This window comes from Mycobacterium sp. MMS18-G62 (assembly GCF_053877835.1).
The window spans coordinates 2165320-2180035 of record NZ_CM132662.1; the positions used below are offsets into that span (position 1 = coordinate 2165320).

The following is a 14716-nucleotide window of genomic DNA, read 5'->3' on the forward strand; positions in this document are numbered from 1 at the left end:
CATCAGGGGGTTTGGAGTGAAACAGATCACGTCAACTGGGTGGAGGTGGCCGGATGTCCGACGAGGTCCTCAAGGAGCGTGCCGAGACATTGCTGGCCTTACACCAGCCCGGCAATCCGGTGGTTCTCCCGACAATCTGGGATGCGTGGTCGGCGCGCCTTGCTGTCGACGCCGGGTTCGCCGCGCTGACGGTGGGCAGTCATCCGCTGGCCGATTCTGTCGGCAAAGCTGATCAAGAGGGCATGACGTTCGACGAGGTGGTCGCGCGCGTGAAGGAGATCACCGCGGCCGTCGACGTGCCGGTCTCGGTCGACATCGAATCCGGCTATGGCGAGTCGCCTGCCCGCCTGATCGAAGGACTGCTGGACGCCGGGGCCGTCGGCCTGAACATCGAGGACACCGTGCACAGCGAGGGTGGGCGGCTCCGATCGTCCAGCGAGCACGCCGAGCTGGTCGGCGCTCTTCGCAAGGCTGCCGACGCGGCTGGCGTGCACGTGGTGATCAACGCCCGCACGGATCTGTTCCTCAGACAGGACGGCGACGAATCCGACCGCGTCGACCGCGCAATCGCGCGACTGAAGGAAGCGGCGCAGGCAGGCGCGGATTCGCTTTATCCAGTGGGTCGCCATGATCCGGATACGTTGCGGCGCTTGGCTTCCGAGCTGCCGCTGCCGATCAACGCGATCGCGCTGCCCGACGAGTCGGACCCCGCGTCGTTCGGCCCGTTGGGGGTCGGACGGATCAGCTTCGGCCCGTTCTTCCAGTACGCGCTAACCAAGAGCGCCAAGGAGATTCTGGCTCGCTGGGCTTAGCATTCCGCCCGTGAGCAACGACGACGAGCCCAGCTGGCACGATCAACATTCGGTGGTGGTCGCTGGCGGCGTTGCGGCCGTCGTCCTGCTGGCGCTGCTGGTGTGGGCGGTGATCCACACCGCCAATAAGTCATCGAGGCCGCCAGGGCCCGTGGAATTCCCGTCGTCGTCGGCTACCTCGTCGACGTACACCACGACGTCGAGGTCGAGCACGAGTTACACGATCCCGAGCGTGCAGACCAGCCAAGAGAATCCAGTCGTCACAGGGCCATCCAGGTCGTCGACCACGGAGGGGCCCGGCGGGGGTGAAACCGAGACGTCGACTACGACGACCACAAATCCATATCTCACGACGACACCGACCAACGCGGGCCACATTTAACGACGACGATCCGGTGGAACCCCAAGGGCTCCACCGGATCCGGTGTCGCGAGTCTTACTTGCTTTCGATCGCGATGCGCTGCGCCTCGGCGCCCTTGTGGGCACCGGCAACCCGCACGGTCAGCACGCCCTTGTCGTACGACGCCGAGATGGCTTCGCCGGACACATGGGTCGGCAGCTTGAAGGCTCGGCGGAACGAGCCATACCGGACCTCACGCAGCGTCCGACCGGCCTCGTCTTCGGCACGCTCGTCGCGGCGCTCTCCACGGATCACCAGATGGCCGCGGTCGATCTCGACGTTGACGTCCTTCTCGACGTCCACGCCGGGGAGCTCGACACGGACCACCGCGTCGTCGCCGTCCTTGACGATCTCGGCTGCGGGGGTGAAGGCGCCGGCGAACCAGTCATCGGCCGTTGCCGGGCCGAAGAAATCGCGTACCCAGCGATCGATGTCCCACGCGGGACGCGTCCGTAACGCCACAGTGCTCATCGGTTTTGTCTCCTCGGTGTCGGGGCCGGCACCGCGCCGGCTCGCTACTTGTAGAACTTGAGTCGACCTCACTCATGTTCCAGCTGTGCGTTCGCCCTTGGCGAACGGCTCACACCCCGCCGGGATCGGCGGTGAGGAGACCGTGATGGCCGGTTCACACAAGGCGACATTGCGGCAATATCGGCTGCTTAACCTCTGCGACATGCGGTCTATGAGAAACGTCGTGGTCGTCGGCCACGGCATGGTCGGTCACCGGTTTGTCGAGGCGCTGCGTTCGCGCGACTCTGACGGCGCGTGGCGAGTCACGGTGCTCGCCGAGGAAGCCGACGCCGCGTACGACCGGGTCGGGCTCACCGGCTACACCGAGCACTGGGACCGTGGCCTGCTCGCGCTGCCCGGCAACGACTACCGCGACGACGACCTTGTGGAGCTGCGGCTGAGCACGCGGGTGGCCGAGATCGACCGTATCGCGAAGACGGTGCTGACCGCCGACGGTGACCGCGTCGAGTACGACGCGCTGGTCCTTGCCACCGGCTCGTACGCGTTCGTGCCGCCGGTGCCGGGTCGCGACCTGCCGCCATGCCACGTGTACCGCACGCTCGACGACCTCGACGGGATCCGTGCGGACGCGCTGCGTGCGGTCGACGGCGGCCACACCCCGGTGGGTGTGGTGATCGGCGGCGGCCTGCTGGGCCTCGAGGCGGCGAATGCGTTGCGCCAGTTCGGCTTGCAGACCCACGTCGTCGAAATGGCGCCACGCCTGATGGCCCAGCAGCTGGACGAAGCCGGCGGAGGCCTGCTCGGCAGGATGATCTCGGAGCTGGGCATCGCCGTGCACGTCGGCGTCGGCACGTCGTCGATCGAACCGGCACAACGCAATCGGCCCGTCCGGCGGTCCGCCGACGATGACTCTGTGCGAGTGACGCTGAGCGACGGGACGGTCATCGATGCCGGCGTGGTCGTCTTCGCCGCAGGCGTGCGGCCCCGCGACGAGCTAGCCCGCGACGCAGACCTGGAGATCGCAGAGCGTGGAGGTGTGCTGACCGACTTGTCTTGCGCGACAAGGGATCCGAACATCTACGCGATCGGTGAAGTGGCGGCCATCGAGGGCCGGTGCTACGGCCTGGTCGGCCCTGGCTACACCAGCGCGGAGGTGGTCGCGGACCGGCTGCTCGGCGGTGCCGCCGAGTTCCCGGAGGCCGACATGTCCACCAAGCTGAAGCTGCTGGGTGTCGACGTGGCCAGCTTCGGCGACGCGATGGGCCACACCCCGGATTGCCTCGAGGTCGTGGTCAACGACGCCGTCAACCAGACCTACGCGAAGCTGGTGCTTTCCGACGACGCCAAGACGTTGCTCGGCGGCATTCTCGTCGGCGACGCATCCTCGTACGGTGTGCTGCGGCCGATGGTCGGCGAGGCGTTGCCCGGCGATCCGATGGCGCTCATCGCTCCTGCCGGATCCGAGGGCGGCAGCGCCTTGGGAGTCGGCGCATTGCCTGCCGCCGCGCAGATCTGCTCGTGCAACAACGTCACCAAGGGCGAGCTGACCGAGGCCATCGCGGGCGGCTGCTGTGATGTCCCGGGGCTGAAGAAGTGCACGCTGGCGGGTACCTCGTGCGGATCGTGTGTGCCGCTGCTCAAGCAGCTGCTGGAGGCCGAGGGCGTCGAGCAGTCCAAGGCGCTGTGTGAACACTTCAGCCAGTCGCGGGCCGAGCTGTTCTCGATCGTCTCCGCCACATCGATCCGCACCTTCACCGGGCTGATCGAACGGTTCGGCACCGGAAAGGGTTGCGACATCTGCAAACCCGCGGTCGCGTCGATCCTCGCGTCGACCAGCTCCGAGCACATCCTTGACGGCGAGCAGGCCTCGCTGCAGGACTCCAACGACCACTTCCTGGCCAACATCCAGAAGAACGGCAGCTATTCGGTCGTGCCGCGGTCGCCGGGCGGGGAAATCACCCCGGAGCAGTTGATCCTGATCGGTGAGATCGCAAGGGATTTCAACCTTTACACCAAGATCACCGGCGGGCAGCGCATCGACATGTTCGGCGCGCGGGTGGATCAGCTTCCGGAGATCTGGCGTCGCCTTGTGGACGGCGGGATGGAATCCGGCCATGCGTACGGCAAGGCGCTGCGTACGGTGAAGAGTTGTGTCGGCAGCACTTGGTGCCGCTATGGCCAGCAGGACTCCGTCGACATGGCGGTCAACATCGAGAAGCGCTACCGGGGCCTACGCGCGCCACACAAGATCAAGATGGCCGTGTCGGGGTGTGCACGCGAATGCGCGGAAGCGCAGAGCAAGGACGTCGGTGTCATCGCCACCGAGAAGGGTTGGAACCTCTACGTCTGCGGCAACGGCGGCATGTCGCCGCGCCACGCGCAGCTGCTGGCCAGCGATCTCGACGATGAGACCCTGATCCGCTACATCGACCGGTTCCTGATGTTCTACATCCGCACCGCCGACCGGCTGCAGCGCACGGCGCCGTGGCTCGAAGCGATGGATGGCGGCCTTGACCATCTGCGTGACGTCGTCTGCAACGACTCGCTCAGTCTCGCTGAGGAATTCGAAGAGGCCATCGAGCGCCACGTCGCCGGCTACGCGTGTGAGTGGAAGGGCGTGCTGGACGACCCGGACAAGCTGTCGCGGTTCGTCTCGTTCGTCAACGCTCCCGACGTCGCGGATCCCACCATCGCGTTCACCGAACAGTCGGGTCGGATAGTTCCCATCGGAATGCCAAAGGTGCCCCAAGCATGACTCTGCTCAACGACGTCCAGGTCTGGACGACCGCCTGCGCGTACGACTATCTGATCCCCAACCGCGGGGTGGGAGTGCTGCTGCCCGACGGCGCACAGGTGGCGCTGTTCAAGCTTGACGACGGCTCCTTGCACGCGGTCGGCAACATCGACCCGTTCTCCGGAGCGGCCGTCATGTCACGCGGCATCGTCGGCGACCGCGGCGGCCGTCCCACCGTCCAGACGCCGATCAAGAAGCAGGCCTTCGCCTTGGACGACGGCACCTGCCTCGATGACCCCGATGTCGCGCTGCCGGTTTACCCCACTCGAATCGTGGACGGCTCCGTGGAAATCGGCGCCTAACTTTTCGAGCGCGAGCAGACGCAAAAGGCCCCGACACGCCGCGATTTCGGTGCACTTTGCGTCTGTTCGCCATTAAGACTGAGGACTTTTGGCCCACGATTTTGGCGCAGGAGCTCAAATACCGTTGAGGCATGACCTACGTAATCGGTAGCGCATGCGTCGACATCATGGACAAGTCGTGCGTGAGCGATTGCCCTGTCGACTGCATCTATGAGGGCGACCGCATGCTGTACATCAATCCTGACGAGTGTGTGGATTGCGCCGCATGCCAATTCATCTGCCGGATGGATGCGATCTACTACGAGACGGATCTGCCGGAAGGCCAGGAGCAGTTTCTCGCCGAGAACGCCGCGTTCTTCACCGACATCCTCCCCGGTCGCGACGCCCCCCTTGGCTCGCCCGGTGGAGCTAGTGCAGTGGGACGAGTCGGTGTCGATACGCCGCTCGTCGCCGGTCTTCCGCCGAACACCAGCGGGCACGACTGAACCGATTCGCGATCAGCCGCACCAGACGCGGATGCGTGCCAAGCGGTTCGGTGACGACGTCCGCGCCGCTCGCACGCAGCCGGTCCTGAAAAAGACCGTCCGACAGCAGGTATGACGCGACGACGATGCGTCCTCGCCGTTGGCGACGAAGGGCGGCCACCGCGTCCGAAACCCGTGGCGTCCCGGTGGCGGCGAACGCCAGCTCGACTCGGGAGCCGGTGAGCGCCGACAGGCCGGTCGCAGTGGTATGCAGGTCGCGCTGCGCCGCTGGATCAGATGTTCCCGCCGCAGCGAGTATCACCGAATCGTCTCGCCGCCAACCTGATTCAACGAGCCTGTCGGCCAGCACCCGGACCAGTTCATGGCCGGGGCCGAGGGCTTCGGTAACCGTGACATCGGGATGCCCGCTGGTCTCGACATGCGCGGGAATGTCACTGGTGACGTGGTACCCGCGCGACAGAAACGCCGGCACCAACACCACCGGCTCGTCCGGCATCTGTCGCAGCACCTCGGATGGTGTCGGCCCGAGCACGTCGACGAACGAAACATTCACGGGGCGGCCCAAACTCGCCGACACTCGCTCGGCGATATCTCCGATCAATTCCACGCCCCGCTGCTTGCAGGTGCCGTGGGCGACAAGCAGTAGGCTCATTGTGCGGGCGCCAAATCCTCGTCGACGGCCAGTCGGTAGCCCCGCTTCACCACCGTCGAGACGATGTTCTTGTCGCCCAACGCTGTTCGAAGACGCAGAACGGCCGTCTCCACCGCGTGCGTGTCGGTGCCGCTGCCCGGCAGCGCGCTGAGCAGATCGGCGCGTGAGACCACCGATCCCGGATGATGTGCCAGTGCGCGGATCGTCGCCATCGCTGCGGGCGAAAGTGCTTTGACCACACCGTCGACCAGCACACAGGTGCCGCGGATCTCCAGCAGGTGGCCCGCCACGCGCACCGTACGCGACTGCAGCAGCGGCAGCTCGTCAGTGATGTGGCGAGCCAACGCCCCCAACCGCATTCGCTCCGGCGCCGACGTCGGCACCCCCAGCCGCACCAGCGGCCGTGCGGTGACCGGGCCGACGCACATTGCGTGCACAACTGTCCGGAATGCACTCAAAACCTGGTCCTCGATGCCCATCTCGGCCGCACGCATCAACACCGACGCCACCGCGGGCGCTGACGTGAACGCGACCGCGTCGAACTTCTCGTCGGCGATGGCCGCCACTAGTTGGTCGAAGTCGCCGTTCCGTGGGGCGGGGTGCCAGCGGTACACGCGGATCGGCACCACTTCTGCGCCTGCCGCCCGCAACTCGTCGAGGAACTCCGGGAATGGGTCCCAGTCGTCGGTCGCACCGTGCAGCTGCACCGCGATGCGCTGCCCGGAAATGCCGCCCTCGACCAGGTAGTGCAGTAGTTCGCGTGACGACTCGGATTCGGGCGACCATTCCTCCGGCAAGCCCGCCGCGCGCAGGGCGCCGGTCGCCTTGGGGCCGCGGGAAACAATGCGTGCTTTGCCCAGCGCGATGATCAGGTCGTTGGCCAGCCCCCAGCCGTCCGCGGCGGCCACCCAGCCCCGGAAGCCGATCCCTGTGGTGGCGATCACGATGTCGGGCGGCACGTCGATCAGCGCCTGGGTGTTGGTGCGCAACTGTTCGTCGTCGGGCAGCGGCACCATCGCGATCGCAGCTGCACTGGTCACCGTGGCGCCGCGGCGTTTCAGCAGCGCCCCCAGTTCGTCGGCACGTCGGGCCGACGTCACCGCCACCCGGAAGCCGGTGAGTGGCGCCCAGTCCGGCTCACTCATGGTTCCTGTGTATGCGGCTCATGTTTCCAAGCGATTACTCGGCCATTGCCTCGACGTGTCGCCGGGTGTGAGCAGGGCAACGCCATTGTTGCCCTGCAGCCCTGACCGGACACGAAGGAGGTCACGTCCGGGCCAAGTCCGAGATGGGTTGCGCGGTGTGAACGTGTGCCGAGACCGGCGTCCGCACATACATGACCCAGGTCACCACCGACGCGAGCACATAAAATGCGAGGAAGATCCAGAACGCCGACGTGGCGGAATGGCTCGTCAGGTAGGACTGCCGCAGCGCGAGGTTGATGCCGACACCGCCCAGCGCGCCGATCGCGCCGGCGAACCCGATCAGCGCCCCCGACATCGCCCGTGACCACGCCACGCGCTCGGCCTCGGTGACGTCGAGTGAGCGGCTGCGGGCCTCGAAGATCGACGGAATCATCTTGTAAACCGAGCCGTTGCCGATGCCTGACAACAGGAACAGCGCGATGAAACCGACCACATAGCCGGCCATCATCACGGCCGTCGCGGCGCCTTTGGTGTTGTCGTCCAGCGTGCTCACCGCGACCAGCACGCCGGCGCCGAGGATCATCCCGGCGAACACCGCCAGCGTCACCCGGCCACCGCCGATGCGGTCGGCGAGCTTGCCGCCGTACACCCGTGACAGCGATCCGAGAAGCGGGCCGATGAACGCGATCTGGGCGGCATGGAGCGACGCCTGGGCCGCACTCTGGCCGCCTGCGGCGAAGTTGATCTGCAACACCTGGCCGAATGCGAACGCAAACCCGATGAACGAGCCGAACGTGCCGATGTACAGCAGCGAAATCACCCAGGTATCACGCACCTTCAGGATTGCGCCCATCGCGGTGAAGTCGATCTTGTGCTGCTCGAGGTTGTTCATGAACAACGCCGCGCCGACGCCTGCGACCGCCAGCGCGACCAGGTAGAAAGCGCACACCCAGTAGGGCTGCCGGTTGCCGAGGGTGGCGATGACGAGCAGGCCGACGAGCTGAACCATCGGCACCCCGATGTTGCCGCCGCCGGCGTTGATGCCCAGCGCCCAGCCCTTGAGCCGTTGCGGATAGAACGCGTTGATGTTCGTCATCGACGACGCGAAGTTGCCGCCGCCGAAACCGGCGAGCGCCGCGCACGCCAGATACGGCCACAACGGCAGGCCGGGGTGGGCCAGCAACCACATCGTCCCCAGCGTCGGGATCAGCAGCACGAATGCCGAGAACACCGTCCAGTTGCGGCCGCCGAACGTCGCGGTGGCCAGCGTGTACGGGATGCGCAGGCACGCGCCGACCAGTGTGGCGGTCGCGCCGAGCAGGAATTTGTCACCCGCGGAGAAGCCGTACACCGACTCCGGCATGAACAGCACCATCACCGACCAGATGGACCAGATCGAGAAGCCGATGTGTTCGGCCACTACCGACCAGATCAGGTTGCGGCGGGCGATGTACTTGTTACCGGCTTCCCAGGCGACGGTGTCTTCGGGATCCCAATCGGTGATGCGATGCGACATATCGCCAACGCTAGGAACGCTTTATTGCGCGAAAGCGCCCCGCGATAACCCCGCCGTGAAATTCCGCTCACTTTGCGCGAACGGCCGTGTGAGATCTAGTCGACGCGATGCGCGTGCACGACGGTGAACGGCAGATAGACGCGGCCGTCCTCGAGCAGATCGGCGATCTTCTCGAACCGGGCGGTCACCTCGCGCATCTGCTCCAGGGCCTCGGGTGGCATCTGCTCGGCGAGCGTCTCCGGGAACTCGCGGTTTCCGCCGAACGCGAGTGCGTTACCCAAATACGTGGTGGGGCCGAGGAAGTCGATGCGCCAGCCGTTGGCCGTCAGGGTGTCGCGAAGGTCGGACTCCGGCACGGCACCCATCGGTGCGATCACGCCGTTGATGTTGCCGTCCGAGAAGCACCACAGATGCAGTCGCGCACCGGGCCGCGTCGAGCGGTACAGCCCGGCGGTGTAGGCGTGCCGACCGTCCTCGTCGAGGCAGTGGTACAAGGCACTGTCGACGACGGTGTCGAATCGCCCGTCGTATCCCGTCAGGTTCGTCGCGTCGGCCACGTCGAAATCGACGGACACGCCCGCGTCGGCGGCGCGTCGCCGAGCCTCTTCGATCGCGGCAGGCGAACCGTCCAAGCCGGTCACCGAATGCCCGCGTGATGCCAGATAGATCGAGTTGTCGCCGAGGCCGCAGCCGATGTCGAGCACTTCGCCCGAAATGCCGCCCAGCGCTTCGACTTCCATCAACCGCGGCTGCGCCTGATGAACGTCCCACGGAATCGCGGTGGGCGGCGGGGCACCCTCGAACGCGGCTTCCCCGCGGTAGAGCTTGTCGAAGGATTCGCGGTTGGGGCGGAAGGAGGCTGGAGTCGTCACCTTTTCAAACGTACGCCGCTTACCACACGTCGCCGTCTCGCCAGTCGCACGTGATCTCGGCGGTGGTATCGAGTTCGACGTCGATCGGGAAGACGAACAGCCCGTTGTCGTCGTCGGGTGTGCGGGTCACCCCGGCCGGCGCGAGCACCGAGGTCGGCCCGCGCCATGGCTGCCAGCCGCGGGCCATGTAGATCGGCCACGCGCGCTCCGACGAACTCAGAGCCCCGAGTTGGTAGGCGCCGCGCACCACTTGTTCGACCGCGTCCATCAACGCGCGGGCCAGGCCTTGGCCGCGCCAGTCTTCACGCACGGCCATGGCTTCGACGTAACCGCAGCGCAGCGCGGTGCCGCGGTAGATCAGGCGCCGCTGAACGACGGCGGCATGCGCGATCAGCGCGCCGTGATAACAGATCAGGGCGTGCATGCCGCCGAGCGCGTGCTCCCAATCGGCGTCTGAGAAGTCGCCGGCGAAGGCCTCGATGACCATCCGTCGTGCATCCTCGCGAGTCTCGATGTCGAGATCGGCGGTGTGGACCAGGCGGGCAGTGTGGACCTGGGTGTGCACACTGACTGTCTACCAGTAGCGGCGGCTCCTTGACCCCGTCGAGTGTGAAGTTATTACACAGTTTTTGGCCAAATGTGTGTCATAACTTCACGCTCGTCGCCTAGGAACTAGTCCTCGAACGGCTTGCGCGGTCGCGACCAGTGCATCCGCACGGTCTGGCCCGGGCGGATCTGCCCGACTTTGTCGATGTCCTCGTCGACGACCACGCCGATCACCGGGTAACCGCCGGTGACCGGGTGATCCGGCCCCAGAATTACGGGGAACCCGTTGGGCGGAACCTGAATTGCGCCGCGGGTCGCCCCCTCGCTCGGCAGCTGCCGGTCCGGCCAGCGGTACTCCAGCGGCATGCCGACCAGCCGCATGCCGACACGGTCGGTGCGGTTGGTGGTCTGCCAGTTGGTGCGGATCAGCACGTCCGGATCGACGAACCAGTCATCGCGCGGGCCGGGCACCACCATCAGTTCGACGACGTCGTCCTCGATCGCGGCGACCGGCGCCTGGTCGATTTCGGGGAACTCCTCGGTGTGCTCGCCGACCGGCAACACGTCGCCCGGTTGAAGCGGCAGTGGGCCGATGGCCGACATCACGTCGTATGACCGTGAGCCCAGCACCGGTGAGACGTCGATCCCGCCCCGGACTGCAAGATACGTGCGAAGCCCGGCATGCGGCGCCCCCAACGAGATCACTTGACCGTCGTGCGCGTAGTGAATGCTGTTGGTGCCAAACGGCTTTCCGTTCACCGACGGGTCGGTGTCGGCGCCCGTCACCGCGATCGCGACGTCGCCGCCACGCACCCGCGCCGAGAAGCCGCCGAACGTCACCTCGATGGTGGCGTGATCGCCGGGGTTGGTCACCAGCCGGTTGGCCAGCATGTGTGAGCGCCGGTCGGCGGCGCCGGAGCGCGTCACACCCATATGCGCGAGTCCCGGCCTGCCGAGGTCTTCGATCAGAGCTAGTGGCCCGGTCCGAAGAACCTCCAGGGTGACAGTGGTCATGCGTTCACCGCCTTGAACTGAACCCACATGCCCGGCGTCAAGAGGGCGGGGTTTTCGCGGTCGACGTCCCACAGCACCGCGTCGGTGCGACCGATCAGCTGCCAGCCGCCGGGTGATTCGCGCGGGTACACGCCGCTGAACTCACCGGCCAAGCCGACGGACCCGGCGGGCACCTTGGTGCGCGGGTCGGTCCGGCGGGGCACCTCCAGCCGAGAATCGCCGCCGATGAGGTAGACGAATCCTGGTGCGAAGCCACCGAATCCGACTCGCCACGGGGTGCCGGTGTGGGCGGCGATCACCTGATCCGGCGTCAACCCCGTCATGCGGGCCACCTCGTCGAGGTCCTCGCCGTCGTAGACCACGTCGATCTGCACGTCGGCGCGGCCATCCGGCGGCGACAGCTCCGACATCGATTCGGGCGTCACCCGCAGCTTGCTGAGCCGTTGCCGGGTCGGCGCCTGATAGCGCGGCCCTGCCAGCTTGATCAACACGGTGCGAGACGCCGGAACGATATCGAGCACGCCGAGCAGCTCGGCCTGCCGTAGGGCTTCCGTCCATGCCAATACTTCTGTGGTGCTGCCGAACTCAAGCAACAGCGCCTGGTCCCCGTAATCATGAACGGTGATGGGGCCGGTGTTCAGACTGGCATCCATCACATCCGCAGTCATGCTCATGACCCGAACCTACTCGCGAGTAGCAAGCAATGGGGCGGCTCTATGAGCCTTGCCAGAGGAGCCTTAGCGATAGCTCATACAGCGGTGCCATACGTCGGCTCATGCCGCTTGATGTAGGCGATCACACGGTAGGTGACCGGCAGCATGATCACCTCCACCGCGGTCTTGTAGAACCAGCCCAGTGCCGTGTACGTGAGAAAGTCGCCGATGCTGGTGATGCCGATGGCGCCGGCGGCGATGCTGCAGAACACCACGGTATCGCCAAGCTGGCCTGCGAACGTCGAGCCGACCAAGCGCGCCCAGAGGTGCTTCTCCTTGGTGTGCTCCTTGATGCGCACCACGACCCAGGCGTTGATGGTCTGCCCGACGATGAAGCCCGCCAGCCCCGCGATGATCAGCTGCGTGTACGCATGGACGATGTTCTCGAAGTGCTCCTCGTTGGTGTAGAAGTCGGCCGCGGGCAGGTAGATCGTCACCCAGAACGTCAAAGCGGCCAGGCCGTTCATAGCAAACCCGAGGAAGATCGCCCTGCGTGCGGCGTTGAATCCGTACACCTCTGACAGGACGTCGCCGATCACATAGGTGAGCGGGAAGACGATGAACCCGCCGTCTGTGATGATCGGTCCGAACGCGACGCCTTTCGTCGCCGTGACGTTCGAGATGATCACCAGCGCAGTGAAAACTGCGACGAAGATCGGATAGTACTTCGACCCCACCTGGGCGAACGCGGCGTGCTGTTCTTCGGTGGCGGTCTGGTCGCTGGTCACGCGGATATTAGATCAGGCGAGCGCCTTCGCGATGAGGGGCGGCAGCTGGTCGGCCACCACCGGGTAGGACAGGGTCGACGCAAATGCGATCGCGCCGGCGAGGTCCTTGCCGGTGAAGACATTGCGATTTTGGACCGTCGCCCGCAGTTTGGCGATGGTCGGGTCGGCCAGCAGCGCGGCCTGTTCCTCGTCACTCTCGGTGCTCCAGATCAGCACGTCTGCCTCGTCGAGAACCGACGCCATCTTGTCGTGGGGGACAAGCCAGCCGCCGGTATCGGGAATCGTGAAGCCCATCTGCGTGAGGAAGTCGGTGCGCCAGCCCTTCTCGGTCACGCGCACGCCGTCCTGGTAGAACGTCCCGCTCAGCAGCAGCACCTTCTTGCCGACGAACTGGGGGCTGTTGGCGCCGATGGTCTTGAACTTCTCGTCGACGCCCGCGATCAGCTTCTGCATGTCGTCGTTCTTGAACACTGCCTGCCCGATGGTGTTGGCCTGGTCCTTCCACGGCTCGAAGAACGCGTCGGGTCCGGACTGCGCGATGGTCGGCGCGATGCCCGACAGCTTCGTGTACGTGTCCTTGTCGAGACCGGCGTTGGTGGCGACGATCAGATCGGGTTTCAGCGACGCGATCTGCTCCACCTGGATGCCGTCATCGAGGCTGAGCACGACGGGCTGGGCGCCGCCGAGTTTGGGCTGGGCCCAAGGCCATACGCCGAACGGCTCACCGCCGAACCAGTCGGTCACCGCGATCGGGACGACGCCGACGGCCAGCAGGTCATCCTGTTCGGTGAAGCCTGCGCTGACGACGCGCTTGGGTGGTGCGGGGATCTTCGTCTCGCCGAAGGCGTGCTTGACGGTGACCGAGCCGTCCTTGGCGACCTCGCCCGGTTTCTGCCTGCGGCATGCGGCGGCCAACGTAACGCCGGCCAATCCCAAGAAACCACGCCTGCTCAGCACGGCGTGAGCGTAACCGGCAAATCCGGCGGGACTGTGAGGAACTCGCCGAAGTCAGCCCGCCCCAATGCCCCAATGCAACACGCGAGATGTGAGCAGTACGAGCCCAAGCGATACCGCTGCCACTACGACGAGGCCGATGATCGCGACGACCAACGGACGCCAGCCGGTGCGGGCGAGTTCCCGGAAGTTGGTGTTCAGTCCGACGCCGGCGAACGTCAGAAGGAACGCCCACTTCGAAATATTCGCGAGGTTGGTGCTTTGCCCTTTGGTCAGCCAGCCCGCGGTGGCGATGGCCGATACAGCCAAGAATCCGAGCACGAACTTCGGGAACTTCTCCCAGATGAAGGCGGCTTTGGCTCGCAGACCCGGCGCAATCTCGTCGGCCTCGCCGCGGGACGCCCAGTACAGCGCGAAACCGAGGACGACGAAACCGATCAGGGCGTTGCGCGTTGACTTGACGAGAACGGCGATCTTGCCGGCTTGGTCGGAATACAGGTAACCCGTCGCCGTGGTCTCCGCGGTGTTGTCGACTGCCAGGCCCGCCCATAGGCCGAATTCATGGTCGCTGAGCCCGAGCGCGTGGCCAAGCGGCGGCAGCGTGAACAAGGCGACGGCGCCCAGCGCCAGGATCGCGGCGATCGCGTAGCCGGCGTCGGAGTTGCGGGCCTTGATTGCGCCCTTGGAGGCGACGATCGCCGACACGCCGCAGATCGAGGTCCCGATCGCCAGCAGCGACCCGAGCTTGCCCGAAAGCCCGAAGAAACGGGCCGCGGCAAGAATGATCGAACCGGCGACGGCCATGTCGATGAGAATCTGAATGAGCGACAGGCCGCCGAGCTTGATGATGTCGCCGAGAACGAAACGTGCGCCCAGTGCGACGATGCCGATCTTCAACCAGAACTCGTATGTCTGAACACCGGGCCGGAATATCCGATGCACACCGACAGTGTTGGTGATGACGAGTCCGATGACGATCGCCCACAGCACATATTCGATGTCGGGGACGGTCCAATGCTGATGGCGGGCAAGGGAGTTCCACCAGACCTGCGCGTACTTGCCCAGCACACCGATGCCGATCAGCAGCAGCACCCCCGGCACGTAATCGAGCACGTTACGGCTGGTGAAGGTGGTGTCCTCCGGCGTGGTCGTCGCCTGATCAACGGTGCTCATCGCGTCACCACGGAATCTTCGGGAGGACGTTCGCGACGGCGAGCAACACGATCACCCCGGCCACGATCGTCGCCCACCAGTCGGTGCCGATCCGGCCGAGCCGTTCTGTCCAGCTTTGGTTGTCTTGAGTCACCACATC

At 65.8% G+C, this 14716-nt stretch carries 17 protein-coding genes; 5 read left to right on the plus strand and 12 right to left on the minus strand.

The annotated features are described in order from the left end of the window. Positions 1-53: 53 nt before the first annotated feature. Both ACWW36_RS10790 and ACWW36_RS10795 read left to right on the plus strand, forming a co-directional pair. Positions 54-812, plus strand: coding sequence for an isocitrate lyase/PEP mutase family protein (locus tag ACWW36_RS10790; protein ID WP_456141527.1), 759 nt, complete (start codon positions 54-56; stop codon positions 810-812). Positions 813-822: 10 nt separating this feature from the next. Further along, positions 823-1194, plus strand: coding sequence for a hypothetical protein (locus ACWW36_RS10795; RefSeq protein ID WP_456141528.1), 372 nt, complete (start codon positions 823-825; stop codon positions 1192-1194). 54 nt (positions 1195-1248) lie between these two features. On the opposite strand, the gene ACWW36_RS10800 is transcribed toward ACWW36_RS10795, so the two are convergent. Beyond that, the gene (locus ACWW36_RS10800; RefSeq protein WP_456141529.1) at positions 1249-1683 is read right to left on the minus strand and encodes an Hsp20/alpha crystallin family protein; all 435 of its coding nucleotides are present in this window, start codon (positions 1681-1683) and stop codon (positions 1249-1251) included. 202 nt (positions 1684-1885) lie between these two features. Here ACWW36_RS10800 and nirB point away from each other — a divergent pair, with 202 nt between their 5' ends. The 3 genes from nirB (at position 1886) to fdxA (ending at position 5264) form a co-directional block, all read left to right on the plus strand. After that, positions 1886-4438 carry a nitrite reductase large subunit NirB gene (gene nirB / locus ACWW36_RS10805; protein WP_456141530.1) on the plus strand — a complete coding sequence of 851 codons (2553 nt, stop codon included), beginning with the start codon at positions 1886-1888 and terminating at the stop codon, positions 4436-4438. After that, positions 4435-4779, plus strand: coding sequence for a nitrite reductase small subunit NirD (gene nirD / locus ACWW36_RS10810; protein WP_456141531.1), 345 nt, complete (start codon positions 4435-4437; stop codon positions 4777-4779). The genes nirB and nirD overlap by 4 nt, the downstream gene beginning before the upstream one ends. A gap of 131 nt (positions 4780-4910) precedes the next feature. Beyond that, positions 4911-5264, plus strand: coding sequence for a ferredoxin (gene fdxA / locus ACWW36_RS10815; protein ID WP_456141532.1), 354 nt, complete (start codon positions 4911-4913; stop codon positions 5262-5264). On the opposite strand, the gene ACWW36_RS10820 is transcribed toward fdxA, so the two are convergent. From ACWW36_RS10820 to ACWW36_RS10870, 11 genes are all read right to left on the minus strand, one after another. Then, positions 5188-5916 (minus strand): sirohydrochlorin chelatase, encoded by a 729-nt coding sequence (locus tag ACWW36_RS10820; protein WP_456141533.1) that lies wholly within the window; start codon positions 5914-5916, stop codon positions 5188-5190. The genes fdxA and ACWW36_RS10820 overlap by 77 nt on opposite strands. Beyond that, positions 5913-7061 (minus strand): uroporphyrinogen-III synthase, encoded by a 1149-nt coding sequence (locus tag ACWW36_RS10825; RefSeq protein WP_456141534.1) that lies wholly within the window; start codon positions 7059-7061, stop codon positions 5913-5915. Before ACWW36_RS10825 ends, ACWW36_RS10820 begins: the two co-directional genes overlap by 4 nt. A 121-nt stretch (positions 7062-7182) precedes the next feature. Further along, positions 7183-8577, minus strand: a complete 1395-nt coding sequence (locus ACWW36_RS10830) for a nitrate/nitrite transporter (protein ID WP_456141535.1) — start codon at positions 8575-8577, stop codon at positions 7183-7185. A 95-nt stretch (positions 8578-8672) separates the two neighbouring features. Beyond that, positions 8673-9449: a class I SAM-dependent methyltransferase gene (locus tag ACWW36_RS10835; protein ID WP_456141536.1), complete on the minus strand. Its 777-nt coding sequence runs from the start codon at positions 9447-9449 to the stop codon at positions 8673-8675. Positions 9450-9468: 19 nt separating this feature from the next. Further along, positions 9469-10014, minus strand: a complete 546-nt coding sequence (locus tag ACWW36_RS10840; protein WP_456141537.1) for a GNAT family N-acetyltransferase — start codon at positions 10012-10014, stop codon at positions 9469-9471. Between the two features lie 107 nt (positions 10015-10121). After that, the gene (locus tag ACWW36_RS10845) at positions 10122-11009 is read right to left on the minus strand and encodes a 5-oxoprolinase/urea amidolyase family protein (RefSeq protein ID WP_456141538.1); all 888 of its coding nucleotides are present in this window, start codon (positions 11007-11009) and stop codon (positions 10122-10124) included. Further along, positions 11006-11683 carry a 5-oxoprolinase subunit B family protein gene (locus ACWW36_RS10850; RefSeq protein ID WP_456141539.1) on the minus strand — a complete coding sequence of 226 codons (678 nt, stop codon included), beginning with the start codon at positions 11681-11683 and terminating at the stop codon, positions 11006-11008. Before ACWW36_RS10850 ends, ACWW36_RS10845 begins: the two co-directional genes overlap by 4 nt. 74 nt (positions 11684-11757) lie before the next feature. After that, positions 11758-12450, minus strand: coding sequence for a queuosine precursor transporter (locus tag ACWW36_RS10855; RefSeq protein ID WP_456141540.1), 693 nt, complete (start codon positions 12448-12450; stop codon positions 11758-11760). Positions 12451-12462: 12 nt separating this feature from the next. After that, positions 12463-13404, minus strand: coding sequence for an ABC transporter substrate-binding protein (locus ACWW36_RS10860; RefSeq protein ID WP_456142443.1), 942 nt, complete (start codon positions 13402-13404; stop codon positions 12463-12465). A 54-nt stretch (positions 13405-13458) separates the two neighbouring features. Further along, positions 13459-14577 carry a YeiH family protein gene (locus ACWW36_RS10865; RefSeq protein WP_456141541.1) on the minus strand — a complete coding sequence of 373 codons (1119 nt, stop codon included), beginning with the start codon at positions 14575-14577 and terminating at the stop codon, positions 13459-13461. Between the two features lie 4 nt (positions 14578-14581). Further along, positions 14582-14713 carry a hypothetical protein gene (locus ACWW36_RS10870; RefSeq protein ID WP_456142699.1) on the minus strand — a complete coding sequence of 44 codons (132 nt, stop codon included), beginning with the start codon at positions 14711-14713 and terminating at the stop codon, positions 14582-14584. Positions 14714-14716 lie beyond the last annotated feature (3 nt).

Coding starts and splice junctions, on each gene's coding strand:
- ACWW36_RS10790 (WP_456141527.1), top strand. CDS start 54: ATGTCCGACGAGGTCCTCAAGGAGCGTGCCGAGACATTGCTGGCCTTA.
- ACWW36_RS10800 (WP_456141529.1), bottom strand. CDS start 1,683: ATGAGCACTGTGGCGTTACGGACGCGTCCCGCGTGGGACATCGATCGC.
- nirB (WP_456141530.1), top strand. CDS start 1,886: ATGCGGTCTATGAGAAACGTCGTGGTCGTCGGCCACGGCATGGTCGGT.
- nirD (WP_456141531.1), top strand. CDS start 4,435: ATGACTCTGCTCAACGACGTCCAGGTCTGGACGACCGCCTGCGCGTAC.
- fdxA (WP_456141532.1), top strand. CDS start 4,911: ATGACCTACGTAATCGGTAGCGCATGCGTCGACATCATGGACAAGTCG.
- ACWW36_RS10820 (WP_456141533.1), bottom strand. CDS start 5,916: ATGAGCCTACTGCTTGTCGCCCACGGCACCTGCAAGCAGCGGGGCGTG.
- ACWW36_RS10825 (WP_456141534.1), bottom strand. CDS start 7,061: ATGAGTGAGCCGGACTGGGCGCCACTCACCGGCTTCCGGGTGGCGGTG.
- ACWW36_RS10830 (WP_456141535.1), bottom strand. CDS start 8,577: ATGTCGCATCGCATCACCGATTGGGATCCCGAAGACACCGTCGCCTGG.
- ACWW36_RS10845 (WP_456141538.1), bottom strand. CDS start 11,009: ATGACCACTGTCACCCTGGAGGTTCTTCGGACCGGGCCACTAGCTCTG.
- ACWW36_RS10850 (WP_456141539.1), bottom strand. CDS start 11,683: ATGAGCATGACTGCGGATGTGATGGATGCCAGTCTGAACACCGGCCCC.
- ACWW36_RS10865 (WP_456141541.1), bottom strand. CDS start 14,577: ATGAGCACCGTTGATCAGGCGACGACCACGCCGGAGGACACCACCTTC.